This is a genomic window from Streptomyces sp. AM8-1-1 (assembly GCF_032229325.1).
Taxonomy (GTDB): Bacteria; Actinomycetota; Actinomycetes; order Streptomycetales; family Streptomycetaceae; genus Streptomyces; species Streptomyces achmelvichensis.
The window spans coordinates 8,411,447-8,436,304 of record NZ_CP135086.1; the positions used below are offsets into that span (position 1 = coordinate 8,411,447).

At 67.2% G+C, this 24,858-nt stretch carries 17 protein-coding genes and 5 pseudogenes; 13 read left to right on the forward strand and 9 right to left on the reverse strand.

Annotated features, from left to right (window positions below; translation table 11 throughout):
- Window positions 1-40 precede the first annotated feature (40 nt).
- A pseudogene (locus tag RPQ07_RS37450) lies at window positions 41-442 on the forward strand (transposase); the annotation flags it as partial.
- A gap of 21 nt (window positions 443-463) precedes the next feature.
- Here the strand turns inward: RPQ07_RS37450 and RPQ07_RS37455 are convergent.
- Window positions 464-949, reverse strand: a pseudogene (locus RPQ07_RS37455) (transposase); the annotation flags it as partial.
- A 511-nt stretch (window positions 950-1,460) separates the two neighbouring features.
- On the opposite strand from RPQ07_RS37455, the gene RPQ07_RS37460 reads away from it, so the two are divergent.
- From RPQ07_RS37460 to RPQ07_RS37470, 3 genes and pseudogenes are all read left to right on the forward strand, one after another.
- Window positions 1,461-2,168: a site-specific integrase gene (locus RPQ07_RS37460; protein WP_313948723.1), complete on the forward strand. Its 708-nt coding sequence runs from the start codon at window positions 1,461-1,463 to the stop codon at window positions 2,166-2,168.
- A gap of 25 nt (window positions 2,169-2,193) precedes the next feature.
- Window positions 2,194-2,274, forward strand: a pseudogene (locus tag RPQ07_RS37465) (XRE family transcriptional regulator); the annotation flags it as partial.
- 1,252 nt (window positions 2,275-3,526) lie between these two features.
- On the forward strand, window positions 3,527-4,003 hold the full coding sequence (locus tag RPQ07_RS37470) for a hypothetical protein (RefSeq protein WP_313948724.1): 477 nt from the start codon (window positions 3,527-3,529) through the stop codon (window positions 4,001-4,003).
- A gap of 166 nt (window positions 4,004-4,169) precedes the next feature.
- Here RPQ07_RS37470 and RPQ07_RS37475 read toward each other — a convergent pair whose 3' ends face one another.
- Window positions 4,170-4,907 carry a DUF664 domain-containing protein gene (locus tag RPQ07_RS37475; protein ID WP_313948725.1) on the reverse strand — a complete coding sequence of 246 codons (738 nt, stop codon included), beginning with the start codon at window positions 4,905-4,907 and terminating at the stop codon, window positions 4,170-4,172.
- Window positions 4,846-5,580: pseudogene (locus RPQ07_RS37480) on the reverse strand (SDR family NAD(P)-dependent oxidoreductase). The gene RPQ07_RS37475 and the pseudogene RPQ07_RS37480 overlap by 62 nt, the downstream one beginning before the upstream one ends.
- Window positions 5,581-5,664: 84 nt before the next feature.
- Between RPQ07_RS37480 and RPQ07_RS37485 the strand changes: the two are divergent.
- Window positions 5,665-6,255, forward strand: a pseudogene (locus RPQ07_RS37485) (TetR/AcrR family transcriptional regulator); the annotation flags it as partial.
- Between the two features lie 178 nt (window positions 6,256-6,433).
- On the opposite strand, the gene RPQ07_RS37490 reads toward RPQ07_RS37485, so the two are convergent.
- A complete protein-coding gene (locus RPQ07_RS37490; RefSeq protein WP_313941907.1) occupies window positions 6,434-6,742 on the reverse strand; it encodes a hypothetical protein in 309 nt (102 codons plus the stop codon).
- A 181-nt stretch (window positions 6,743-6,923) separates the two neighbouring features.
- On the opposite strand from RPQ07_RS37490, the gene RPQ07_RS37495 reads away from it, so the two are divergent.
- Entirely contained in the window at window positions 6,924-8,021 is a 1,098-nt protein-coding gene (locus RPQ07_RS37495) for a hypothetical protein (protein WP_313941906.1), read from the forward strand.
- 461 nt (window positions 8,022-8,482) lie between these two features.
- Here RPQ07_RS37495 and RPQ07_RS37500 read toward each other — a convergent pair whose 3' ends face one another.
- Window positions 8,483-10,405, reverse strand: a complete 1,923-nt coding sequence (locus RPQ07_RS37500) for a hypothetical protein (RefSeq protein WP_313941905.1) — start codon at window positions 10,403-10,405, stop codon at window positions 8,483-8,485.
- Between the two features lie 310 nt (window positions 10,406-10,715).
- Between RPQ07_RS37500 and RPQ07_RS37505 the strand changes: the two genes are divergently transcribed.
- Window positions 10,716-11,339, forward strand: coding sequence for a hypothetical protein (locus RPQ07_RS37505; protein WP_313941904.1), 624 nt, complete (start codon window positions 10,716-10,718; stop codon window positions 11,337-11,339).
- On the opposite strand, the gene RPQ07_RS37510 is transcribed toward RPQ07_RS37505, so the two are convergent.
- Together RPQ07_RS37510 and RPQ07_RS37515 are read right to left on the reverse strand one after the other, a co-directional pair.
- Window positions 11,336-12,571 carry a hypothetical protein gene (locus tag RPQ07_RS37510; RefSeq protein ID WP_313941903.1) on the reverse strand — a complete coding sequence of 412 codons (1,236 nt, stop codon included), beginning with the start codon at window positions 12,569-12,571 and terminating at the stop codon, window positions 11,336-11,338. The two genes, RPQ07_RS37505 and RPQ07_RS37510, sit on opposite strands and share 4 nt — an antisense overlap.
- Entirely contained in the window at window positions 12,568-13,671 is a 1,104-nt protein-coding gene (locus tag RPQ07_RS37515) for an ImmA/IrrE family metallo-endopeptidase (RefSeq protein ID WP_313941902.1), read from the reverse strand. Before RPQ07_RS37515 ends, RPQ07_RS37510 begins: the two co-directional genes overlap by 4 nt.
- Window positions 13,672-14,711: 1,040 nt before the next feature.
- Between RPQ07_RS37515 and RPQ07_RS37520 the strand changes: the two genes are divergently transcribed.
- The 4 genes from RPQ07_RS37520 (at window position 14,712) to RPQ07_RS37535 (ending at window position 18,039) form a co-directional block, all read left to right on the forward strand.
- Window positions 14,712-14,981, forward strand: a complete 270-nt coding sequence (locus RPQ07_RS37520) for a hypothetical protein (protein ID WP_313941901.1) — start codon at window positions 14,712-14,714, stop codon at window positions 14,979-14,981.
- 315 nt (window positions 14,982-15,296) lie between these two features.
- Window positions 15,297-16,262, forward strand: a complete 966-nt coding sequence (locus RPQ07_RS37525; RefSeq protein WP_313941900.1) for a helix-turn-helix transcriptional regulator — start codon at window positions 15,297-15,299, stop codon at window positions 16,260-16,262.
- A gap of 32 nt (window positions 16,263-16,294) precedes the next feature.
- A complete protein-coding gene (locus RPQ07_RS37530; protein WP_313941899.1) occupies window positions 16,295-16,831 on the forward strand; it encodes a hypothetical protein in 537 nt (178 codons plus the stop codon).
- Window positions 16,832-17,526: 695 nt separating this feature from the next.
- Entirely contained in the window at window positions 17,527-18,039 is a 513-nt protein-coding gene (locus tag RPQ07_RS37535; protein WP_313941898.1) for an ATP-binding protein, read from the forward strand.
- 149 nt (window positions 18,040-18,188) lie between these two features.
- Here RPQ07_RS37535 and RPQ07_RS37540 read toward each other — a convergent pair whose 3' ends face one another.
- On the reverse strand, window positions 18,189-20,333 hold the full coding sequence (locus RPQ07_RS37540; protein ID WP_313941897.1) for a tetratricopeptide repeat protein: 2,145 nt from the start codon (window positions 20,331-20,333) through the stop codon (window positions 18,189-18,191).
- A gap of 320 nt (window positions 20,334-20,653) precedes the next feature.
- Between RPQ07_RS37540 and RPQ07_RS37545 the strand changes: the two genes are divergently transcribed.
- Together RPQ07_RS37545 and RPQ07_RS37550 are read left to right on the forward strand one after the other, a co-directional pair.
- A complete protein-coding gene (locus tag RPQ07_RS37545) occupies window positions 20,654-20,839 on the forward strand; it encodes a hypothetical protein (protein WP_313941896.1) in 186 nt (61 codons plus the stop codon).
- Between the two features lie 518 nt (window positions 20,840-21,357).
- The gene (locus tag RPQ07_RS37550; RefSeq protein ID WP_313941895.1) at window positions 21,358-24,165 is read left to right on the forward strand and encodes a hypothetical protein; all 2,808 of its coding nucleotides are present in this window, start codon (window positions 21,358-21,360) and stop codon (window positions 24,163-24,165) included.
- 229 nt (window positions 24,166-24,394) lie between these two features.
- Here the strand turns inward: RPQ07_RS37550 and RPQ07_RS37555 are convergent, their stop codons facing one another.
- Entirely contained in the window at window positions 24,395-24,856 is a 462-nt protein-coding gene (locus RPQ07_RS37555) for a hypothetical protein (RefSeq protein WP_313941894.1), read from the reverse strand.
- Window positions 24,857-24,858 lie beyond the last annotated feature (2 nt).

Sequence of the window (24,858 nt, forward strand, 5' to 3'; positions counted from 1 at the left end):
GATTCTGTGACTGCCTTTGTTGGCGGTCGTTGGATGAGGCGTGAGTGTTCGTCGCCCGTACCGCAGTGACGTGTCCGACGCCCGGTGGGCCTTGATCGAACCGGTCTTCACCGCTTGGCGGGCGAGACGGACAGGCCCCGGTACAGCCGCTCGGGTGCACGACCTGCGAGAGATCGTCAACGCGATCCTCTACGTCAACCGCACCGGCATCCCGTGGGAATACCTGCCGCACGACTTCCCGCCCTTCAAGACCGTCTACGACTACTACGCGAAGTGGGAAACCGACGGCACCACCCAGCAGGTCCACGACCTGTTACGTGACAAGACCCGCCGATTCCATGGTCGCCGTGCGGAGCCCACCGCGGCCGTGGTCGACGCGCAGAGCGTGAAGGCCTCGGCAAATGTCGCCGAAACCAGTCAGGGCATCGACGCCGGCAAGAAGACATCCGATGCGGAAGAACTGTCAAGCAGTCTCACCGAGTTGGACGTCTGAGGGTGTGGGGAAAGCGACGGCTTCGCTGTAGTGGACTCGTTGGGTGAGACAGTGGTGAAGGCAGCCGATCATGCGGTTGAAGAGGTTGCGCTGGGCGGCTGTGTGACGGTCGCCGTCTGAGTGGGCCATGGCGGCGAAGGCCCAGACGTAGCCGACGGCGGCCAGGCGCTGGTTCTTGACCCGTCGGGCCAGGACGGCCACGCTCTTGCCCGAGGCCCTGGTGATCGGGGCTGATCCGGCGTAGGCCTTGAGGCCTTTCGCGTCGGCGAAGCGGGATCGGTCGTCGCCGATCTCGGCGAACACCCGGGCGCCGCTGAGCGGACCGAGCCCTGGGAAGCTGGTGATGATCTCGGCGTCCGGGTGTGTTTCAAAAGACTCCACCGCGACCTCGGCGAGGTCCTCGGCGCTGACGCACGCGGCGTCCAGCTGCCGCAGGAGCGCCAGCGTCTGGCGGCCCTACCTGAAAGGTCAGGTTCGGTGGGTGTGTGGTCGTTGCTGGTCACGGGTGGTGGGGGCGTGGTCGGCGAGGTGGTCGGTTGTTCAGCATTTGTGAACTTTTCTCGGGGTTGCTGAGGGTGTGGGGTCTGGGTGGGGGGGTGTCTGAGGCGTGGGTGGATGAGTTTGTTTTGGCGTTGGCGGCGCGGGGTGCGACGGATCGGTGGGTGGCTCAGCAGGCGGTGTGGGTGGGGGAGTTGCTGGAATGTGCGGGGTGCGCGGTGTGGGAGGTGGGGCCTCGGGATGTGGATGGGTGGCTGGCTGGGGCGCGGCGGCGGGGGGTGGCCGGGGGGACGGTGTTGTTGATGGCGCAGGCGGTGTACCGGTTTTACGTTTTCGTCGGGGTTCGGTATGGGCGTGTGGTGGAGGAGGTGTCGGGGCGGGCTCTGGTGCAGCCGGTGGATGAGTTCAACCGGCCGCGGCGGGTGGTGACGATGGTGCGGGTGCCGCCGTCGGCGGGGAGGTGGAGGCCTTGTTCGAGGCATGGCGCTGGTGGTTGCCGTCGGCGGGGGCAGGGTTCTTGCCGGCGGCGCGGGACTATGTGGCGGCGTCGCTCTGGCGGCGGGTGGGTTTGCGGATCAGTGAGTCGGCCCGGCTGGAGGTGGGGGACTGGTATCCGCAGATGGGCGCGCACGGGGTGCTGCATGTGCGGTGGGGCAAGGGCGCCCGGGGAAGCGGTCCGCGGCAGCGGCTGGTGCCGGCGATCGACGGCGTGGACCGGCTGCTCGCGTGGTGGCTGGAGCAGGTGCGCCCGCAGTTCGGTGACGATCTGGCGGGTGGGCGTGCAATGTTGCTGCCGAGCCGGCTGCACACGCCGGGCGCCGGGCGGCGGGCCGTGTGTGCGGCGACGTTGCGCCAGGGGCTGGCGGACGCGGTTGCGCGGTGGCTGCCGGACTGGTCGGGGCGTCTGACGCCGCATGTACTGCGGCATTTCTGCGCGTCGTGGCTGTACGGCAGAGGGGTCGGTTTGTCGGCGGTGCAGGCGTTGCTGGGCCATGTGTGGGTGTCGACGACGGCGGCGTATGTGCATGTGCCGGCCGAGCGGATCGAGGAGCAGTGGGCGCAGGCCAATGCCCGCGTCGGTGTGCGGCTGCTGGGGGCGGCCGACGGGGCGGCTGGTGGGTCGGGCGAGCTGGGGGTGGGGCTGGGTGCGGTGGGAGTTGCGGTTGAGGGCGGCTGAGCGGGGCGTGTTCAAGGCGGTCGAGATGCGCCGGCTGCTGGCTGCGGCGGGGCTGCACGTCAGTGCGGGGAAGATGTCGGCGCTGTGGTCGGGTACGCCGGTGTCGGTGCGGCTGGACGACGTGGAGGTGCTGTGCCGGGTGCTGGGATGCGACGCGGCGGGGCTCCGGTCCTGGATCCCCCGCCACCGGACGCTAGTGCCGCGCAGCCTGCCGGGGCGGCGGGTGACACGGCCCCGATCGTCCCGGCGCCGGCCCCGCCGTGGGCCATCGAGGGAGCCGGATCGGGGGACGGGGCGACGAGGTCTGTACGGCCGTCGCTGCCGCCGGTATGAGCCACACACGGCGCCCGCCGCCGGCCCTGTCGCCACTGAACGCCACGCCCCTGGTGGGGAGAAGAACGTCGCGGTGGAGGGAGGAGCCTGCTCGTGCGGCGCCCGGAGCAGCCGGCGCTGCGCGGCCCCGGAGTACCTGCGTTGCGAGGCGCCCGAATTACCGGCGCTATTCCGGCGCTGCGGGGAGCCCTGGAGCGGCCGGCGTTGCGGGGTGCCGTGGTTGCGTCTTTCTGCCCTGTGGGCGGGTGGCTGTGGACGAGGAGGGAAGTTGATGCAGTCTCACCGCACGGGCAGGGCTGAGGCATTGGGTGGTTCAGGCAGGTCTGCGCCTGCCGGCAGCGGCGGCGGGGTGATCGCTGTCGAAGAGGTGGCGAGGGGCGGGCGGCCGCCTGCGGTGTGTGCGGGGTGTGGGGTGCGGCCGGTGGCGTATCGGGTGCCGCGGGTCGATGTCTGTTTCGTGTGTCTGCCCGGGGGCCGCATGTTCCGCCGCCGTGCACGGTGTGCGGCAGGACCGGCTTCTTCTTTCACCAGGGCCTGTGTACCGCCTGTCATCCCTTTTCGCCCGAGCGGCGCGATGCCTGTCCGGACTGCTTCGCGTGGGGCACCAGTCGTCGATCGGGGTGGCGGTGCTGGGGATGTCGGAGCTGGAGTAAGAGGTTCCGCGACACGGGGCCGGGTGGGCCGTGCCGGTGGTGCCGGCGCACGGTTACGGTCAACCTTGATGCGGTGTGCCGGCTGTGCTGGCTGCAGCGTGCCCGGCTGCGCCGCGCTACGGGTGACAGGACCGTGTCCTATGCCCAGGCTCTTCACAGCGGTTGGATTCAGTTGTCCTTTGCGGGCGGCGGCCCGCAGGAACGCCGTCGCGGCCGGGCAGGTCGGCTGCCGGGCCGTCACGCTGCTGTCGCGGTGGTGGCGCCGGCGGTGCACCGCCAGCTCACTCTCTTTCCCTCGCCGCCGCGCGACGTGGCTGCCGCCCTGCGCGCCGCGGCGGCGGCCCCGTTTCCGGCGGTCCGCGGGACCCGGCCTTGTCCGCGTGGCTCGGCCGGCAGTTGACCGACTGGGCCGCGTCCCATGGCTGGTCCACGGCCACCCTGGGGCGGGCCCGTTCGGGTCTGCGCATGCTGCTGGCGGTGCAGACCACCGCTGGCGCCCCCATCCCGGCGACGTGGATCGAGCAGCTCGCCCCATTCCGCCTGCCCGGCCGTCTGCTGCACGAGTTCCTCACCGCCCACAGCTTCGCCGAGGACGACCGCACCCCGGCCATCGAATCCTTCTTCACCCGCATCACCGACGGCCTGCCCGAGCCGATGACCGCCCAGCTCGCCACCTGGATGTCCCTGCGCCTCAAGCCTTCACGCAGCCGGCCACGCACCACAGACACGGTGCGCCACCAACTGCGCCACGCCATGACGGTCCTTGCCCCTCTCGCCGCCGCCGGCGTCCACGACCTCGCCGACATCACCCCCTTCAGCTCCGCGCACGCCTCGGCGCAGCCCGCCTGACGGGTACTGAGCTGTGCCAGACCGTCTCCGCTGTGCGGATCGTCTTCACGGTCCTGCACGCGCACGGCGTCCTGGACCGCAACCCGGCCATGAAGCTGCGCGGCGGCTCCCCGCGTACACGATCCCCGTGCCGGCCGATCTCGCCCCGATCCGCCAGTCCCTCGCCTCACCCGAACCGGCCCGGGCCGCCGTCACCGCCCTGCTCGTCTTCCACGCCCTGCGTTCCGGCGAAATCCGCCACTTGACCCTCGACCAGGCTCTCGCGGCACAGACAGGGCCTTTGCGCCTGCCCCAACGCACCGTCCCGCTCGCCGAACCGGTCCGCGTACGGCTGGCCGCCTACCTCGCCCATCGCAGCCACCGCTGGCCCGGCACCGCCAACCCCCACCTCTTCATCACCCAGCGCTCTGCACTGTCCACCACACCGGTGTCCCGTTCTTGGCTGTACCGGCAGTACCCGGACTCCGCCCACGTGCTGCGCAGCGACCGCATCGTCGACGAGGTACAGGCCGCCGGCGGCGATGCCCTGCTGATCTGCGAGCTGTTCGGCCTCGGCATCAAGGCCGCCACCCGCTACACCGCCGCCGGCGGAAGTAGACCGCTCGGCGGTGCTCACGATGTCCGCGTGCCCCGCGTGCCTTCCGGTTACCTCGGCGAGATGGATGAGCATCCAGGGGAGGTTGGTGTTGCCCCACCGGCAGTCGGGGTGGCGGCCGACGTCATTCAAAGAGGCGGCGGCCACGATCTCGTTGCCCCCGGTGCCGCCTCGTACGACGCACACGCGCGGCCGGGAGTGCGCCCCATCGCTGCGAGGAACCGGATGCGCACCACCGGCCGTGGTTTCAGGCCCGGGTGTAGCCGCCGTCGGCGAAGAGTTCGGCGCCGGTGACGAACGACGAGGCATCCGAAGCCAGGAAGAGGGCGGCCTCGGCGATTTCCTCGGCGTCGGCCAGCCGCCCCAGTGGCACGACGGCCTCGGCGAACTGGTCGACGTCCGGCCCGCGGCGCCCAGCAGGCCAGGGTCCGCGTCGGTCCCGGGCTGAGCACGTTGACCCGGAATCGGCGCTCCCGCGACTGCCGGGCCCAGTTGTGCACGAGGTTGCTCACCGCCGCCTTCGAGGCGCTGTAGACCTCGAGTTGCTCATTGGGCCGCACGCTGTTGCTCGAGCCGACGACCAGGATGGAGGCGTTCTCCGCCAGCAGCGGAAGCGCCTTCTGAACGGTGAATAGTGGGCCCTTGACGTTGACGGCGAGCGTCAGGTCGACGTTCGCCTCGGTGTGGGCGCCGAGCGCGGCGTCCGCGACGATACCCGCGTTGGCCACCAGCACGTCGATGCGCCCGGCCTCCTCGCGGACTCGCGCGTAGAGCGCGTCCAGGTCGGCGGGACCGAGACGTCGGATCGTACGCCGGTGGCCGCAGGGCCCAACTTGTTGACTGCCGCGTCGAGGCGGTCGATGTCCCGGCCGGTCACGAAGACCCGTGCGCCCTCCCGGACGAAGCGGTGGGCGATGGCCAGCCCGATCCCGCTGGTCCCTCCGGTGATCACGGCCACCTTCTCCTGCAGCACGCCTGGCATGTCGAGCCCCTTAAGTTGTGGAATGGATCGTCCATAACGTAGGCAGTAATGGACGATCGAGTCAAGAATGGCTAGGCTGAGACCATGCCGAGACCACGCGCATTCGACGAACGCCAAGTCCTGGAGCGGGCCCGGGAACAGTTCTGGGCGACCGGCTATGCAGGAACCCGGATGGACGACATCGCCCAGGCGACCGGCCTGGGCAAGGGCAGCCTGTACGGCGCATTCGGCGACAAGGGCAAGCTGTTCCACCGTGTGTTTGGCGACTGGTGCACCGCAGTCGTTGAGGTGGCCGAAGGGCGGCTGACAGGTGGCCCCGACGCAGAGGCTTTGGCCCGGCTGTCGGGATACGTGCACCTGATGGCGGCGAACACCGCCTCCGACACCGAGCGCCGCGGGTGCCTGTTGGCCAAGGGCGCGGCGGAACTGGCCCAGCACGATCCGACGGTCGCCGGACGGTCGGCCGAGACCATGACGGCACTGCTGACCCTGCTGCGGACAGAGATCAGCGCCGCCCAGCGCCACGGCGACATCGATAGCGCTGCAGATCCGGAGCGGTTGGCGGCACTGCTGCTGACGGTGGTCCGCGGTATCGAGGCGGTAGGCAAGGCCGGCCTGGACCCGGAGACGCTGCGGAACATTGCAGATACCGCACTGTCGGTCCTGCCCATGCCCGAGGGGCAGAAACGCCTCGCAACCGGGCGCAGCCCGGCCGCGAAGCTGACTGCCCTGCGAACCGATCCTCGAGCAGACGTCGGCGCCGGCGGAAAGATCTTTCTGCCGGCGCCGACGTGTCCTGCTGCGTGTTTATACCTTGTTGTATCTCTTGGGCGACTCTGGAAACCGGTTGCGGCTAGCGAAGCCTGTTGCGGTCGAGCATCCGGCGCGTGATGTCGTAGGCCATGGTCATCCCGGTTGCGACGACGGCGGGCCAGACCAGGCGGGGATCCATTGTGCCGTCGGCGATGGCGAAGGTCATCAGGCCACCCCCGCCCAGCGCTCCCATACTTGTCAGCCGGGGAATCGGCGGGACCCACACGGAAATGTCCTTGCGTCGCCATCCGCTGTCGGTAGTCCCAGGGACGGAGAGCGGAGCGGGTGCCGTGGTGAAGGTGCGGCGGTCCGGCTGCTTCTTGCGGTCTTCCTTGTTCTTGCGAGGCATCAAAGGGCTCCATCCGACCAAGAGTGGGTGAGCAGATGTTCCGGGTCTTCCGGATCTGCACTGGACTCTTCCAGCGTGAAGCCGCACGCCGTCGCCCTTGACACTCCACCTGACACGTCACCAGGAACCCTCCCTACCAGGGGATTTACACGTCAGAGGGAGCTTGGCAACCTAACCTGACATGACGCGCACACTCTTGGACGACCTCAACGAACATGATTGGGAGTGGGATTGGCTTTCACCGGTCACACCGTGGTGGTCCTGGGGTGACGTCGGCGAGTTCTGGCTGGTGCGTCGACTTCTGAGCATGCTGCGGGACAGCCAACTGGCGCACTGGCACGACCCCGCACGGGAGCCTGTGTGCATCCTCGACGATCTGACGAGGCTTAACACGCGCCGCACAAAGCCCACCACGGACAGGGCCCGCGCGCTGGCGCTACGGCCCAAGCTCCGCACGGTGACCGCCACCCTTAGAGCGGTTCACGGGCTGCAACTGCTCCTCCAGCTCCGCCTCGACCAGTACACACATCGTGCGCGAAGACTGGGCATCCCCTGGGAGAGGATCCTGCCTGTCCTGGAGTCTGGCGCCGGTGACCGCAGTCTCCAACGCGATGGCCGGGTCACCACCCGGCAAGCCGTGGAAAAGCGGTGGAAGACGATCGAAGTCGGCGAGGCCGCGCTCGCTCCCTGGACCGGCGGCCCCTTCAAGAACGGCCTCGACGAGATTATCGGCATCCTCGCCGCGGAGCACATGCAGCAGGTCGCCGACATCCGCGTCCCCAACATCTTCGACCTCGTCGCCCGTGAGCGAAGTGCGCAGAACGATCAGGAGCGCAGAATGGCCGCCTTGCGCAGAAGAGCGGCCGACGGCCAAGCGGAGTGGCAGCAGACGTGGGATGACTGGTCGCCCCAGCAGCGCACCGCTCTGGCCTCCGTGGTCGCGATATCGCAGCTCCAGTACCGAGCTGCCAACGATCAGGAGAGCCTCGTATACGAAGCACGTCGCCGGGAGGCTACTTGGGAGGACGTTGGTCTCGCACTGGGCATGTCCCGCCAAGCTGCGCATGAGAGATTCAGCGACTGGCTGTCTGGAGACCAGGCACTGCCCGTGTCTGACCGACTGCATCGCGAGGTCCGCCTTGCATGTGTCGTTGCCAGTCGACTGCTCGACTCGCCTACCGCCTCGACGACAGACAAGGAGTTGGCGCGGCGCTTCTATACCCCCGCCGGCCCCGATTCGGCTTATCGCAACCACCGGCCCGGCTGCTGCCTGAGATGAACAGCACCGAGAACGTTGCCCATCGGTGGTGGGGTCGGGCAGGCCCGGTCAGTCATCGTGGCGATCAGACCGGAGATGGGACCACGGGTCGGCGGCGCTGCCTTTTCGCTGTGGAAAGGAACAGGACTGCTCCCATGTCACTAACCCCGGCAAGCCCCCCACCCTCAATGAGGTACGACCTTGCGGTGCGGCTGAGCGTGCGCGACCTGGTTTCCTCTACCAAGCAGGCCACGATCGGCTTTGTTCCGTGAGCTTCTTGACGACCTGCAAGAAGCGGCACCGGGCCTGGTCCGGGAAACGCTGAGGTAGCTGGTTGGCCGCGACGCTTCAGACGCTGCTGTGCAAGCACTCCTCTGCCGGGCGCGCGCGAGGCCACGCCGGGCTTCCCTCGCTCGCCTCGCCAAACTCATCGACAGGCGGCCACTGAGCAGGCTCTGTCTTTGCTGAGCCGAAGACCCTGCCTACAACGAGACCGCACTTGTTGCAGCTCTGGCCCTGAGTTGATCCCGCCAGTAGCTGGCCGCGTCCTGACCTGCCTGCATCGCGATGAACTCATCAGTCCGCTTCGTGAGCGCGACGGCGGGCGTTGTGCCCTCGGCGTAGGACTCGAGACCGAGGTTGAGTGCCCTGCCGCTCAGGAACTTGGCGTACTCGCGCACGGACTCAACTATTGCGAAGCCGGCGGGGTTGCCGTGTACCAAGGCATTCCGGACACGACCACGTCTGGCCTCCAACACGGCACCTTCGGCGGCGTAGTACTCAATCAGGGCGCGGTACTCGTTGTAGTCGCTCACACTTGCGAACATCCGCTTGATCCACGCCCGCTCGGACTCGATGCGGCAGAGCGAGAGTAGATCGTCAGAGCGGTCAGTGACGAACAGAATCCATGGGCGCGGCGGCTTGTTCGCGAGCCACTCGCGGGTCAGCTCGTCGCGCAGCTCGCTCCGAGATCCACCACCGAGGAGGCACATCTGAACGGCTCGCCGCACGTCGACCAGCCACCGAGCATGTGGCCAGCGCCTGCTCAGGAGATCAAACAAATCCTTTGGGGCGAGCGCCGCGTGCGCCGCGATGTGTTGCACTACGCGGTCCGCGAGGGGGATCACGCTGCTGATGTCGGCTTCGGAAGGCTTACGCAGCGCCATGGCACGGCTGAAGGGGTGGTCGGCGGTGGTCTGCACTTCGAGTGCGGCCGCGAGGAAACGCGGAAGCTCTCCATTGGCCAATGCTGAGGCGATGCGCGGCCCGTGTTCCTCGATCGCTCTTGCGGTGATGCCCGCGCCGTAATGATCGTCGGGGAAGCCCGTCGCATGCCCGGAGATCATGAGACTGGAAGAGCCGACCTGACCGGAGCGCAGGAGCCCGTGCTGGGCAAGGTGCGGGCGGACCCCACCAGAGTTGTGGATCGAGACGTTAAGGATCGTATTCACCATACGAACGGCACGGTTCAACGCGCCGGCTGCCGTGGTTCTGCCGAGGTCGACGCGGACCAGGAAGTCCACATCCGACTCCTCGTCGACCAGCTTGGCGACCTGGAACAGGCCACCATGCCTCACCAGCTCCCAAAGCTCTGCTCTGTGCTCGAAGTTCTGTCCCCCGGGCCCGGCGTTGGGTACCGCCCAGTAGGCATTCATGAAGGACACTCGCCCAGCGGAGAGATGCGGGAAAGCCTGGCCGCCCAGGTAGCCGAGCCACACCACGATCGGTTCGACTTTGGCGGGAGTGCTGACGTGAGCCCGGGCTCTCGCGATCCGCTCCTTCAGCGGTACGTTCTTCTGGCCGACGTGAACGTCGTGAGGATCGCGACCGTATGCGATCACCGAGACGAGATCGCGGAAGATCCGCTCCGCACTGAGGCCGCGTCTGCGCAGCTGGTCGAAGAGCAGATCAGCGATCGGGCGGTACTCCCGGCCTTCCAGTGTGCGGTCCTGTGCTGCGTCTACGAGGTCATCCCAGCTGGCGCGGACGGCTACGTCCGCGTCTAGCGCTTCGAGGAGATCCTTTGCGGCCGTGGTGACCTCGGCCCAGACGGCGCCCGTACGGGTTCCTGGTGGTTGCTTCAAGACCGCCGCGGGGCTGCGGTCGAGCCGCGAGAAGGCGGCTTGGAACTTCGCGAGTGATGGCGCGATGTGTACTCGAAGCAATGCACCGAGCGCGCCAATGGACTCGTCGAGGTCAAGCCTCAGCGACCTTCGGTTGGCGCCGTTCTTCCAGGCATCGACGCCGCTGGCAAGCTCCAGCCACTCCAGGACCTCCTCCGCGATCACGGTAAGCGGCAGAATGGTGCTGACACCGTGGTGGCGGTCGAGTGACGAGACGAGGGACTTCAACCAGTCGGGATCGTCAGCAGACCAGTGGTCGCTGACGTTGTAGTCGGTCATCATCTAGGGCCTGCCTCCACACGGTCCTGACTGCAGGCCATAGGGGCTGCTCCGTCATATCCCGCTCAGAGTAGGGGGCATGTTCGGCTGCAGACGAAGAGTTATGTTGTTGCCAGTCTGCAGCGAACCCCGCTGAGTGACTCCTGAGCCTCCTTGCGAGGAAGCGCCCGAGATCGTTGCGCGCACCTCCGTAGCACGGCAGTGGCCGTTTGGGCGTCATCTTGGACGTTTGGCTGGTGTCGTACCGCCTGGGCGGGTGGGATAGTCGGGGCCGCTGATTGCGGCCGCATCAGGATGAGGCAGGGTGGTGGGCATGGCGACGTTGGCAAGCCCGTCAGTGGGCACCTCTGTACGGGCGGCCTCGGCGGCACTTCTGGATTCCACCGCCCGCAGCGTCTCGCTGGAGCGCATGGGCAGCCAGGCCCTCATCTTCTATCGGCCCGACGACCGTGAATGCGCCCGCCGCATGAGCACCTCAGCGGGCCGGCTGGACAACATCGGTGTGCTGCAGACCCTCCTGGAGCTTCCGGTCGGCCTGCCCGTGGAGCGCACCACGCTTCCCCAGCGGCTGCAGGCCGGCATCCGCCGCCTCCCCGTCGGCGCTGCCGACCTTGACCGCAGCCAGGTCGTCCGACGCGCCGTGCGCCCCCTTGCCGTCGACCTGGCCGTCGTACGGGCCGCCACCGCCGGCTGGCGCGACGGACTGCGCCGCGCGAGCCGCTTCGCCCCCTTCTGCCGCCGTGCACTCTTCCTGGACGCCTTCCCCGCAGCACGGGAGGATCTGCTGATGGAAGCCGCGTTCTACGGTGTCGGCGTGCTGGTCCGCACCGGCACCGAGGGAACCGTGATGGCCTTGGAACCACGCCTCTATCGGCCGCAGCGGCACACACCAGCGGCATGGTGCTTCACCGAGGAGATACACCAGCAGCTGGCCTAGGGGTTGCGCGGCTCCGTACGCTCGACGCGCGGCGATTGCCGGTCGGCCGCCTCCGTGGCGCCGGACGGAGCCTTGGCCCAGCAATCGAGCTGCTTGGGCACCTTGAAGGCGTCGTGCTGGTCGACAGCCGCGTTCCAAAGCGCATAGCTGTCCACTGCCCGCCGACACCGCTCCTGCCACCAGTTGGCGCGTTCCGTGGCCTCGACGGCGTCAATAACGCGCAGCCATTCCATCAGTACGGCCGCATTGTGGGCGCCCGCCTCGACCTGCCAGTGGTTGTCAACGAAGGTGTCCAGCGGGAGTCCTCCCAGCTCATGACAGGCAGCGCACCGGCAAAGCGGCGCCTGGCCACCACCGAGCTTCTTGGCAAGCGTCTCGCCGAGGAAAAAGTCCATCAGCTCGGGAAACAGCACGTGCGGCGAGTTGGGCCCGCCCTTGGACCGCTTCGCCGGCTGTCCGGGCGGAACGATGTGCCGCACGCTGCTGGTGGCCCCGAACGCCGTGAACACCGCCCCGTGCGCCAGAGCACCGAACGCCGCCAGGTCGGCCCGCAGCAACGCCGTTCCGGGTACCTCGGCCAGCAGCCGCTTCAGATTGGCGACCGCCTTCGCAAACGAGGTCAGAGGGTCCATCTGGCCGCCGAGCATCACCGCCTTGATGCCCGGCGCGAGCTGCAGCCAGGCGATCAACTGCCCGATGGCATCATCCCTCAGCCAGCGGACATCGACCGGTACGGCGAAGATGACCCGAGGATCATCCAGCGCGATCACCCTGCGGACCGCAGCCTTCAAGGCACCTGAATCCTCCGCCTGCAAATATCCGGTCGGTGTCATCGCTGCTGTGGCCGCGTACGGATGCTCCACCTGCGCCTCGATCGACGTCAGCAGCGGATCACCGAACGTCAGCTGTCCAGAAGACACATCAGGAAAAGGATCGCTCTCACTCGCGGCCACGGTCGTGTACACCGCCGCGTCGGCCAGCAATGGGCCGCTGAACCCGTCCTGCCGCAGCCGACGGACCTTCGTCACCGCTCCTGGCCCACTGACCACCAAGCCGCTGCGCACGGGGTCCAGCTGCTGGCGTACATAGCCGACCCGCCCCACACCGGACTGCAACAGCAGCCGCCCGCGCAGCAACTGCGGCACCGTAACCGGCGTCTGGGCGGGCACGACAGCGGGCGGGTCGGGGGGATCTGCGGGATCCCGCTGCTGCGGGAAGAGCGACTCGGTCATGGCCTCACCTTCGAAGCGGACTCACCACCGCGGTCCCGTGCGGGGGTGTAGAGCTGCTGAAAGTCCTCGGGCAACAGACAGGCGCAGGACGCCAGACGCTCCAGACTCGTCCCGCGCTCAAGTGCTTCCCGGACGCTTTGCGCGACCCGCTGCGGCTGTTCGCGCGGCACCTCGACTGGCTCGGCCGTGCGATACCCGAGAGCGGACATCTCCACCATCAGACTGCGGTACTGCCAGTCGCTCACCGCACTCAGGCTGTGCGCCCTACGCAGCAGCGCAGCCATCGAAACCCGCCAGCGCCCCTTCAGTTCGGCGAGCACCGATAGGTCGATGCGACCGGTGAACACGGAGTGGATATCGCGGGCGGGCATGAGGAACTCCGAGGCGAAGTCATCGGCCTCCCGCTCCTGCGCGGCGCTGTCGCCAGGAGCACGGTGCAGCACCAGATGGCCGAGCTCATGGGCGAGGGAGAACCGGTAACGATCCCCTGGAGCCTGGTCGTTGACCAGAAGCAACGGCGCCTGAACGCCGTCCCATTGACTCACCGCGTCCAGCCGCCGACTGCCCAGGTCGCGGGAAACGACCAGAACCCCCGCCGCCTCCACCACCGAGGTCACGTCCGATACCGGCCCGGACTGCATCCTCCACGCCGTACGTACCTCCCGAGCCGCATCCTTGGCTGAGGTGAAAGCATCCACGCTCAGCGAGGGAACACTCGCCCGACCTGCGGCAGGCGGATATCGGCCACCCATGATCCCGTCCAGCTGAATGCGGGTCAAAGCGAGCTGAGCGTGCTGACGGCGCAGTGCAGTGGCCGTGAGCGATGCGCGCTTACGGTGGTGCACCAGGCCGATACCGACTCCGTGAACCTGCGGATTCAGCAGCAGCAACTCAGTCGGATAACCCAGCGCTGCCGCATACAGGTGCAACCGCTCTCCGGAGACAGCCAGCCGCCCGCTCTCCGCACGGCTGACATACCCCTGCGACACGGCGTCGCTACCGCTCTTCGTCATGGCTTGAGCCACTTCGGCCTGAGTCATCGACCTCGACTCACGGGCCAGCACCAGCATGGCCGGCTCCGCCGGACGAATACCAATCACGATCTATCACCTCGGATCAGACCTCAAAAGATTAGCCTCAAATATTCCTGCTGCAATGCCATTTGACAGAAATTCAGAAAATGCCAAGTACGCCTACAGCTGCCGCCTCAGCGGAAGACTCCAGGCCATCCCTGCCACTGCAGAAGAACCAGGACCCCGCCCACCCGCGCGCCGCCCGGAACGCTGACCGGGATCCACACCCACGCCGCTCACCCGCTCCACGCCGCGGGTACGTCGCGCTGCGGCCGTCGTGACCGGCTAAGGCGCGCCAGGCGCATCGCACACCGCTACGCCCCATTGGCTCCTGCGTGAACTGCCCGCCTGGGCCCATAGGTTCGGATGCTGGCCACCAGCTCGCGGGCCTGGACGCCCGTGACCCCTGTCCATCCGGCGCCGGGAACATCCTCGAAATCGACAGCAGACTTCATGCGTGCCGACTCCTGCGCAGCCCACCCCAAACATTCAGCGGATGCGTCATCCCGCCTCGCCACAAGAATCAACGGCCAGTCACCGCGACCGCTCGGCCCTTGAACGACCCACCGGCTGGCTCGGCCGGCTCCACACTCCGGTTCTGCGGATGGGCGCATTTGCATGTGCATGGCAGGTCGAGGCGTGCGCCGGTGGCGGGGGAGCGGCGCGGGAGCATACCCGATCTGCGGGCCTGGGCGGCATGTGTTGCCTAGGGGGTGGAATGCGGACAGTGGCGCGCGCGATTACCTCTCGGTGTCTTGAACTCGATGCCGTGTACCGGACAGAGGGCTGAATGTGACGTATCTCAGAACTGATTCGATCGTTTGGGATCGCTTTTGTGTAGGCGACGAGTGTGCAGCGATTGCATGCGAAACATGGCGCGTGTGCAGCGGCGGTCGCATTCGTCTTCTCGAAGGCGCAAGATTTGCTTAATGAACTGAAGCGGATGGCGGAGGAACGCGGCGAGCCGCTAGCGTCCATGGGCACGAGAAGACCCCGGGCGGGCTACCAACCAACTCCGGGGCCTCTCATATGCGTTGACCAACCAGCAAGAGAACAGAGGTCCCTCAGTGATCAGTCTTCCTGCCGTTCCCGGCTGGCTTCAGAAGCCGGAAGCGAGCTACGACGCTAACATTCCGCACGTTCTGGATGCCCAAACCCGCCTCGTGAGTGCCTGGGCTGGCACGGTGCAGCTCAGCGCGTTCCTCGCGCTGCTCGTTCTGCCTATCGTGCTCATCACCGGGGATTGGCAGACCCCCGACGGCGCCGTCGTCCTTGCCCTGGCATGTGCCGCCGCGCGGCGCTCCCATCTCCGCTACCTGCGACTTCAGGTCAGCTGAGGACTCCGTGGCGGCCGGCGGCCGCACCCCGGCCGCCGGCCGCCACGGTAAGAAGCACTGACCGCCGCGAATCCGGAATCCGGCCCTGCTCATCGCCGGGGAGCGATGAAGGTCTGCGGTCGCCCGGAGAGAAACGTCCAGCATGCCGCCTTGGAGGAAGCAATGCCGAACAGCGGCCCTCAGTATGGCAAGTGCTGCTACTGCAGGCAGCGTTTCGAACGGACTGGCAAGCCGGGACGAAAGCAGGAGTACTGCACCCTCCAGTGCCGCCGCCGGGCCCAGCGTGAACGCAACTCCAACACCCCACCGACCCCCGTGAATCCGCTGCCACTCGCACGGAACATCGCCGAATCCGTACAGGCTCTCGCACAGACTCTCCTGGCCTCCGAGTACGGCGAGCAAGATCTCGAGGCACTGCTGCGCCACGCCGACGAACTGACACGGGAAGTGGACTACTACATCTGTGCCGCGGTCCAGGACGCACGCAGGAAAGGGACCACCTGGGAGAAGGTCGCGGCAGCCGCTTCCGTAAGTGCGGGGACGGCGCGATCGCGCTGGGCGGAGAAGACGGTACGGCGCAGACTCGAGAGGCGCGCCGGCGAGCAGCTGGCGCTGCGACAACGTGACCCCGCCACAGCGACTGCCCCGCCCCGCACCGACGGGCAGGGCGGCGTGCCGCCGGGGGAGCGCTCCGCCAGCAAGCTGGCCGCAGCGCTGTCTCATCTGCACCGCAACAGCGGCCTGACCATCAGGCAGGTGGCCCAATCGACCGACCTGTCACCGTCGTACGTGTCCCGGATCATGTCTGGTGAACGTCTGCCGAACTGGTCCGTGGTGGAGATGCTCGCCTCTCTCTTCGAGGGTGACTCGGGCGAATTGGCCATGCTCTGGGAGAACGCTCATGGCATGACTCCGCCGGCCCGCCAACCGCTGCCCGATGCGGCCGCACGCCTCAATGCCGCGCTGCGCGGACTGTACTTGGCGGCTGCTTCACCATCGCCCACGCGCATCCACCAGGTCAGCGGCGGCACGCTCAGCATGCCCATCATTAAGGACATCCTGGCGGGCCGCACGGTCCCGGACTGGAGGACCACGGTGTCGTTCGTCCAGGCGGTCGGCGGGACCCCCACCGATATCCGCCCGCTGTGGGAGTCCGTTCACTACGCGTTCCTCGTTTTCCTCGACCCGGTTGAGGGCGACCCTCCGCTGCCGCCGCCGTTCGGCGCGGGCGACAAGAGCGGAGCGGCACGCGAAGACCAGAACCCCGGCGAGCGGTCATGAGATGGCCCCGTCCACGATTCAGGAGCATTGCGATGGCCCACCGGCCGTCCCCGCCGCATAAGCCCGTATCCCTGCCGCTGCCCCACTGCGCCATCTCGCCGCCCACCCTGACCAGTGGCCTCACCGTCGCCCTGCCGGCGGACTACATCGGGTTCTGCATGCACTACCAGGACCGCTACCTGCGCTACACCCGTGTCCGCGTGGCAGATCCGGGCCTCAGCCGGGAACTGGTCGAAACCACGCTGGGAAGCGTGGCCGTCAACTGGGCAGACCTGCTGGCCAGCCCCTGTCCCGCGGCCGAAGCGTGGGCCATCCTCGGTTCAGTCATCGCGCAGGCCGCACGCGGCCAGGCCGCGACCAGCCTCTCCAGCGTCGCCTACCGCATCCTTCCAGCGCTGCAAGCAGACGTTGTCATCCTGCGGCATCGCCTGTGCCTCAGTAACGAGCAGACCGCAGATCTTCTGGGAGTGGAGGAGTCGGTCGTGACCAGCCAACTGCGCATGGCCCACCGCACGATGTCCGGGCATCCGGAGCACTCGCCGATCCCGGCAGCCACGGGACTCCTGTGACGTTAACCAAACCTTTCAGGTTACTGCTCCATCCCCCGTCCACACTGGGCAATGGCCCAAGACACCGGTCCTCCCTACGATGGGTAACACGTAGTCGGCGTGCCGTGTTGACACGGCGGTGAGGGGCCGGATGGACAAGCACAGAACACCGCTTTCCCGCCCCATCGATGGGACACGGTCCAGCGTGAACCGTAGGGGCAGCTGCCACTTCTGCGGGAAAGTCAACTACCCAGCCGGCCGCCCGGGCCGGAGCGGCACTTCTCGAATACGCCCCCCAGTGCCCATTCGCTGACCGGCAGCCGCAGCCTCCTCCAACGGCCCTCGGAGCTCAGCGAGTTGCGTTGCCCACCCGCCCGACAGGGCAGCGAACTCAGTCCCACGGCGCCGGCTCGCTCTTGATTCTGGCCCTCCTGAAGCGTGTTCACCGAAACCTCGCTGACGGCCGGCTGCATTGCCATGCTTCTTTCGCCAACGCGCCCGAAGCCCTTCCTGCCGGTGAGTGGCTGGAAAGCTACCGCGCGCGCATACGTTCTCCCTTCACCGTGTGGATGCAATTTCAGAAGCAATTGCATCCACGGGCGTGGAGCGACGATACTGGCCCGGGCCAGGCATTCTTATGGCTGCCGATCCGGGCGGCTGCGGGGAGATGAGTAGTGCCGACACAACCCACGACTGCAGCGTGTCACGCAAAGAATGTGAACGACGTTTCGGATCCGGTTGAACCGGCAGCCTCGGCAGGAGCGATGCCGGATATTTCCGGAGAGGGCGACTGGGGACTTCTGCTGGGCATCAGTGCCGCCGAGTTCAGCGCCCACCGCTTCAGCGCAGACTCGGCCGGACTGCACCATGCCCGCCTATTCGCCCGAAATATCTTGGAGGAATGGGGGCTCTCCTCCTGCGCCGACGACGCGGTCATCGTGGTTGGCGAGCTGATTGCCAACGCCGCCAGACATGCCCTCGAACTCGAGGACCGCGACGGCCATGCCGCCACCGCCTGGCTGGGGCTGGTCCGCAGGCAGCAGGCGGTCATATGCGCCGTGGCGGATCCGAGCCCCTGCGCACCCGAACCTCAGCAGCCAGGGCACCTCAGCGAATCGGGCCGCGGACTGCGCATCGTCGAAGCCATCAGCTCCTCCTGGGGCTGCTCGCCGCCGCAGCGCTCAGGGAAAATGGTCTGGGCGCGCGTGCTGGCGGAGCCGGAACCGTGACGCGTCACGGGTCGGACTCGTGGTCAATCACGCTCACGACCGCAGCACGAGGGTGTCGTGCGCCTGGCCCTCGGAGGGAAGCGACGACCAGCAGCCCCTAAGCGCGGGTCAACAGGCGTGGGCTGGGAGCTGCCGGGCCTAAGCTCCAGTTAGCCAGGGTGCATCTCGCCCGGAGCGGACCGGGGCAGCGACAGACGGGCTAGCGCACTGCGGGCGCTGGGATAGCCGGAATCGGCCGCTCGTTGGTACCACTCGGTGGCTTCTTCGACGCGTCCGGTCTCTTCCAGGACGTCCGCCACGAGCAGCTCGGCTCCCAGGTATTCATGGTTCGCCAAGAACATGAGCCAGGTCACTGCCTCTTCGACCTGATCGTCCTGCTGCATCAGGTCGACTGCACGACCCAGAGCGCCTGGACGGTGCTGTTCGGCGAGGCCGCGCATCCACGGGATGATGCCGGCGTCCTGGCCGGTGTGCTGGAGCAGGGTAATCGCGGTGTCCAGAAGGTCGAGGTCCGTCTGCTCCGCGAGTTGCTTCACCCAGACGGCGGCTGCACCGGATTGGTCCTGGCGGAGCATGAGGTCGACAACGGTCGATACCGAGGGAAGGTGGCCTTGGGCCGCCGCCGCCTGATACTCCTGCACGGCCTCGTCCAAGCGCCCGAGTTGCTTCAGCAGTCCAGCGGCCCTTCTGCGGGCTGTCGCGTAGGCGCTGCCCTCTGCCGCGCGCTGGTACATGGTGAGCGCATCCGTGAGCCGGCCTGCACTGTGGAGGATCTCCGCGGCTTCCCACGCAGCGGCGTGGTCCCCGATCTCAGCTGCCTTCAAGGCGAACCGCAAGTGATCTGCGGGCTGGCCGAGGGCGCGTGCGGAGCGGCCCAGGGCGAACAGGTCCTCGGGGTGGGCGTGTTGGAACGCCGCCTCCCACAACGCTTGGGGAACGGGCTTGCGATACCGGGTTTCGCGGCCGTGCTGCTCCAGGTAGTCCGCCAGGCGGTAGTGCGGGGGGTCGACAGCCGCCTGACCAGGACGAGGTCTGATCCGGGTCAGTGCTCCCCGGGCCCCGTGACACGGCTGGGACGCGTAGGCCAGTGCTTCTTCGAACCAGTCGTCGCTGGCCTGATCCCACTCTTGATCAGTGAGGTATCCCGGCGCGGCAGCCACGAGCAGGGGGTGGGGTAGCGCGAGGCCGGCGCCGAGCCGCCGTGCGTCCATGGCTGCTTCCAGTACTGCTCGTGCAGGGGGAGGGGCGTTGCGGTAGCGCTCCAGCAACGACGGCGCTCCGGCCAGATACTGAGTGACTTGGCCGTCGGCGGCCCTCTGGGCGGCATAGAGCAGGCGGGGATCGCGAGCACTGTCCCTGCGGAGGGTGACCATGTCGGCTTTTGAGAACGTCGACGGCACCGAGATGTTCGTACCCGCGAGCAACTTCCTGGCCTGCTCATGGGCGTCCGGAGACTGTGGCTTGGGCAGCGCGGTGAGCGTGTCCCAGTACTCGGGCCAGATCGTGCCCAGCACCAGGACAGGCCGACGGGCTTGATCCTGCAGCAGCGCCCGCAGGCCAGCGGCCACACGCTCGCCCAGGGCACCGGTCGACGGCAACAGGTAGTGCTGCGCCTCATTCAGCCAGACAACGGTGCGCGGGCCGACCTTCTGGATGTCAGCCAATGCGGACTCCGGCCGGGTGGGATCAAAGGGATGCCACAACCGCCAACCCTCACCGAGCAGTTGAACTGCTTCCCAACACGCTCGGGTCTTTCCGCACGACGAACTGCCCACCAGCATCGCCATCCCGCTGTGCCCAGTCACGCCCCGGAGAACCAGCCCACGCAGATCCTCGTCGTGGGCCCGCGGAATGTACGGAGTAAGGGCGGGCAGCGAGGAGAGACCCTTCGACCTGGCGGCGCCCACAATCGGGTCGTAGTCGTCGTAGCGCAGGGTGCGGCTGCCCTGGAACCACTGCCCCGGCGTCGCGTCAACACTGTGGTGGACCTCCAGGTCGAATGGGTCCAGCTGGTCGATGGCACGCCCCACGGCCGTGGCGATGCGATGCTCGCCGAGTGCGGCTTCGGCCTGAGCCCGCTGCACGCCGGCCCGCACCGTGTCGGCCCTGTGCCGCGCCACCGCCGAGTGCTGATCACGCCACCACAGGGGGTCGAGCACATGCGCTTCGGATGCCGCCGGCTCGAAACCTTCGGCAGCAGCCGCAGCACGCAACTGCTCCACCACCTTGACCAGAGCGTCGACCTGCTGGGGGAAGCGGCTGCCATCCAGCCACGCCCCGATCGTCGTCGCCACAGGCCCCCCAGCGCCCCGTGACAAGGCCCGCAGACTGACACGCCGCGCGAGGTGCTCGCCATGGATGGCGCCGAGCCGCTGCATAGCAGCGAAGAAGGCTTCCTCGCTCCGTGCACTCACTGCGCTGTCCCACCCCCTGTCCTGCCCAGACACCACACTTGGACACCCGCGAACTCTACGACCTCAGACCATTGTTGTTGGGCAGGTTGCGCGCAACCTGCCACTGAATAGCTGCTGGACACCGCCTCGCACAGACATCGTCGTTGCCAGGCCGCACAGAGAGGCCTTCTCCCACGACGACACCCTCCAAGGAGCACCCCATGGGCATCGAACCGTCCGTCTTGGTCATCCCCGGCGCACTGGGCATCATCGCCTTTGCGCTTCTGTACGCCGGAGTCATTCTCCCCACCATCTGGTCCCGCCACCCCGACCGCCGAGCAGCCGCACACCGCACCCTCGACACGCTGCTCAAGGCACGCCACAGGCTCCGCCGTAACCGACTCTGAGATCATTTCTGGAGACGTGGTGTCCTACCCGTAGGCATCAGCGGACCCTGCTTTTGGGCCGTTCGCAGCGCACACTGCAAGCCGCGAGGCATTACCCGGGCGCCTTCACCGGGCGGGGCGGCTCAGCTTCGCGAACTGGGCCAGCCACGACTATCTCACTCGGTCGTCGACGGGCCTGGATACGATCACCGGCGTGTGATCGCGGCCATTACATCCCTCGTCACCACCATCGTCGCGTGGTCGGTGCACCGACGGTCCACATGCAGGCCCGCACAGCACGCCTATCAGCGGAGGCCGATGAGCGGGCACAGCTGCAACACACCCGACGAACAAGCCAGCACGTTGACCGACGACGCGGTATACCGCACAACGTGACGGAATCCGGCACGCCTCGCGCCTCAGCTGTCTGCATCAGAGCGGACAGGGCAAACTGCGCCACCTTCGCAGGACACGCTCCGGCTCTCTGCTTCTGAGCGCTAGCATCCGCAGGTTCTGGCACTTGGGGGAAGGGCGAGCAGATGCTGCCGTTACAGGACCGGCTGGAGCCGTGGGGAGCTAAGGCAGAGGACTTCCTGAGCGGAAGCGACAAGATCGGGATCTATCGCCGGTGTGTGCGGACCGCGCTCGCCGATCCGGAGACGCAGCGGCTGCTGGGAAAACGGGACGGTGTGACCCGGGAGGCCGTCTTTGAGCGAATGAGTACGCCCCGATACCACCGCTACGCCACCATCCGATGCCCATCTACCGACTTGGACGAGGCGGTAGAGAAGCTGGATGAACTCTTTGAGAACCACGAGAGGGCCGCCAGCAGGACCGAGTGGAACTGGCGGGTGGTCTGCTCCCTGACCGCAGGTGGAGCCATTGCCGTTCTCTACTTCGGCGGCCTGATCGCCCTCGTTGCCGCGGCTCTGACCATGGCCGTGGTGATGTTTGCGTTGTTCTGGCGCGGATCCTCGGTGTGGTTCAACTTCGGACACTGTTTGGTTGCCGCCGGCCTTGGCTTCTCCTGGCTGGTGCAACGCTTCGAGGTCGGAGTGTGCGCCGCTCGCTGGGGAGAGGAATTGCAGGACGCGGGCACAAGCCCGGTCGTTACCGATCTGGTCCGCCACATGCTGGGCGATGACCCAGACTCCTTGTTCGTTCCCGAGGACTACGACTGGGGCCTGCGCGCACCGCGGGCACCCGGCTACATCGTCGAGAACGGGGCCAGGCGGCAGCTTGAGCGCAAACTCTCGCACATCGAGGACGGCACCATCGCCGTCTGCGGCCCACGGGGCGCGGGGAAGACGACACTCTTGGAGCAGAGCGTCAAGAAGGCCGGCTTCGGCGTGATTGTCCAGGCTCCGGCTACCTACACTCCGCACGACTTCCTGCTGTCGTTGTCGGTGCAGCTGAGTGAGAGGTACATGCGCGACCAGGGTTACGAGCCGCCTGAGTTCACACGGCTGTCCCCGGCGCGCAGGGTCCTGCGGCGATTGAAGCACCGAGCCCAGCGACTGGCACGGTGGAGCTCCTTTGCCCTCCCGGCCGCCGCCCTCTTGGTGCTGGGCCTGTCCGCTTCGGTGCGTGTTCTCTATACGCAGTACGCCGCGTCCGTCACCGCCTCTGTCCGCACGTTCGCCGAGTCGATCCACCACGATGTGGTGGACATTTGGCAGGGTCACGCGATCCTCGCCAGCGTGATGGTTACGACTGCTGGAGTCGTCTGGTGGCGGACGCGGCACACGGCCTGGCTGCTCCGCCTGTTGGGGCGGATGTGCGTGAGCGGCAGTCGGCCTCTTGGTCTGCTCCTGGTCTGGCTGTCCGCTGCCTCGGTGCTCTTCGACGACGAGCTCCGTCAGCAGGCCCAGCGGATGCAGCACACTCAGCCGGACGAGCTGGCCAGGGCCGGGGCATACGTGCTGTTTCTCTTGTTCGTGTGGGGGCTCCTGCGCCTTGCCCGTGACTCCGGCGTCGAGTTCCCTCTCGGACGATGGCACATCTCCCTGAAGAACGTCTTCCGCCCCTTGGCTGCGGCCGCCGGGACGTACCTGCTGCTGTACGCCATCGACAACCCGCAGACGCGCACTCTCCTGTCAGACACCGAGAATCCACTGCGGCTCGCCGGCGTCATTGCCGGAGTCCTGCTGTCGAAGGCGGGGGACTGGAGCCCGCAGCCCGAGGAACCAGAACTGGTCACCCGGTGCCGCAACCACCTCTACCGTCTCCAGACAATCCAGCAAGCCACCAACGGGTTCACTACCGGCGGTGCCGCCCAGATCCTGAGCCTGGGCACCAACCACACCACGTCCGTCTCCACCGTTCCGCCGAATTACCCAGAACTGGTCGACGAGTTTCGCGAACTGCTCAGGTGCATCGCCACGGACAGAGCCAGACAGGGCAAGACCGTAGTGATCGCCATCGATGAGGTCGACCGCCTCGGCACGGACACCCAGGCGCTGGCCTTCCTCAGCGAAATCAAGGCCATTCTGGGCGTGCCCGACGTCTACTACCTCATCTCCGTAGCCGAAGACGTCGGGGCTGCGTTCGTTCGCCGGGGCCTGCCACACCGGGACGTCACCGACAGCTCCCTGGACGACATCATCCACGTCCAGCCCAGCACTCTCGAAGAATCGCGCGCGATCCTCGCGAAACGCTCCCAGTCTCTGAAAATCCCCTATGTCATGCTCGCCCATGCCCTGTCCGGGGGAATCACCCGTGACCTGCTCCGCTATGGGCTGCAGATCCGCGAGATACAGGACAAGACACAGTCCCACGAGCTGACCAAACTCTCCCGCCACCTTGTTCTGGAGGAGGTGGCTGAGACGTTCGGAGGCTTCCGGACTCTGCTGAGCAAACAGCAATGGACCCACGAGACCAGTGACGTCCTTGCCTCGTTCCGTACTCTGTGCGGCTATCTGCGCGACCCCTGCCCCTGCAGCGAGGCCGAGATGCTGCACGCTTTGGACCAGTTCGCCTTCTACGCTCTCGCCGCGAGGACACAAGCCGACCCCGGTGACGACTCCGCAGCCAGCAGAGAACTCACCAGCGACGCCCGCCAACTCATCGACGAGGCCTCCGCATACGCCTACTTCTCGCTCACCCTGCTCGACATCTTCAGCTCCGAAGGCCTCGAGCGCCGCACCCAGCTGGCGGCCGCACACGGGCCGGAGGGAGACCCGGAACGGCTGGCCGATGCCCGGCAAGAGCTGGGCATCTCCCCCTACAGCGCACGCCCACTGATAGACACCATCCGCAAGGCTTGGTCATTACCCCTGGCCCCAACTACCAGCAGCCACACTCCGTCCCTACCTGCCGGATGCCCACGCCATCACCGCCACGCATGACCTCCCGAACGACTCGGCCGTATCACGATCCCAGGCATGGGTAGTGCACAGCATCACTGCGCCAGCGTCACGGCAGCCGATGCCGCCCGAGCAGCCGAAGCGCCCTCGCGCCCCGCCGGTCCGGGGCGGTCGACGACGGTGTGCTCTGGGAGACGCACGTGGGGGGTGCGGACCGGCACTCCGACTTGGAGCAGGTGGCAGTGATGCGGCGTCTCACGGGGAGATGGAGTCACGAGGGGCGACTGCCCTTTGCGGTTCGCCGTCGAGCGGCCAGCACTGCCGCTGCGGCTATTGCAGCGGCTCCGGCACCCAGAGCGACCCCGTAGCTGAATCCCCATCTGCTCGTCTTGCTCTCCTGGAGAGCTTCTACGTGCAACTCGCTCCACACAACGGTGGAGTCGTAGTCGCAGACGCTGTCCCTGTCTTCTTCGTTCCAGCATGGGACATCGCGGTAGGTCAAGGTGAACTTGGCCTTGTACGTGCCTGGTTTGACCTTGGCGACAGCGTGCGCTGCTCCGACCCAGGCGCGACCGGTGTCTCCGAGGACGCTGTCCTCCGCGAGCGCTGGGCTGGACACCGTCACGCCGGACGGGTGCGGGTTTCCCGGCCGTTCCTTCACGCTGACGCTGACGTACCCGCCGGGGCTGACCGAGCCGGCGAACGTGGCGTCCCCACTGTCGGGGAAGGGCACTT